Here is a 333-nt window from a genome sequence, read left to right on the forward strand (position 1 = left end):
CATCCACGAGTTTGATGATATTCATCAAAGCCCATTACCCCAAGAGCGCCTAAGAGCCGCGCGCAAACAAGCAAGCGCGTTTCGAGAGCGCTTGATGTCTGAGCCGCCGGTACAGTTTTATCAAAGCGCCGATATGGTCAGAGTGCCCTATCCCACGTGGTACGCCTACAGCGGCGTCTACACCCAAAGCACGTATAAATTCCCCTACATCCATATCTTGAACCGTATTTTTATCATTCAGTATCATGACTTTTTGGGTGAGCTAAAAACCCTGCTGTTCTCTCCTTCTGATATCGAAGCGGATCGTGAAACGCCTTTTTTTAAGCGTTTGAC

At 48.0% G+C, this 333-nt stretch carries 1 pseudogene; it reads left to right on the top strand.

Annotated features, from left to right (window positions below):
* Positions 1-333: pseudogene (locus tag BTV99_RS13630) on the top strand (hypothetical protein); the annotation flags it as partial.

This window comes from Psychrobacter sp. Rd 27.2, from assembly GCF_001921755.1.
In the GTDB taxonomy this organism is placed as follows: Bacteria; Pseudomonadota; Gammaproteobacteria; order Pseudomonadales; family Moraxellaceae; genus Psychrobacter; species Psychrobacter celer.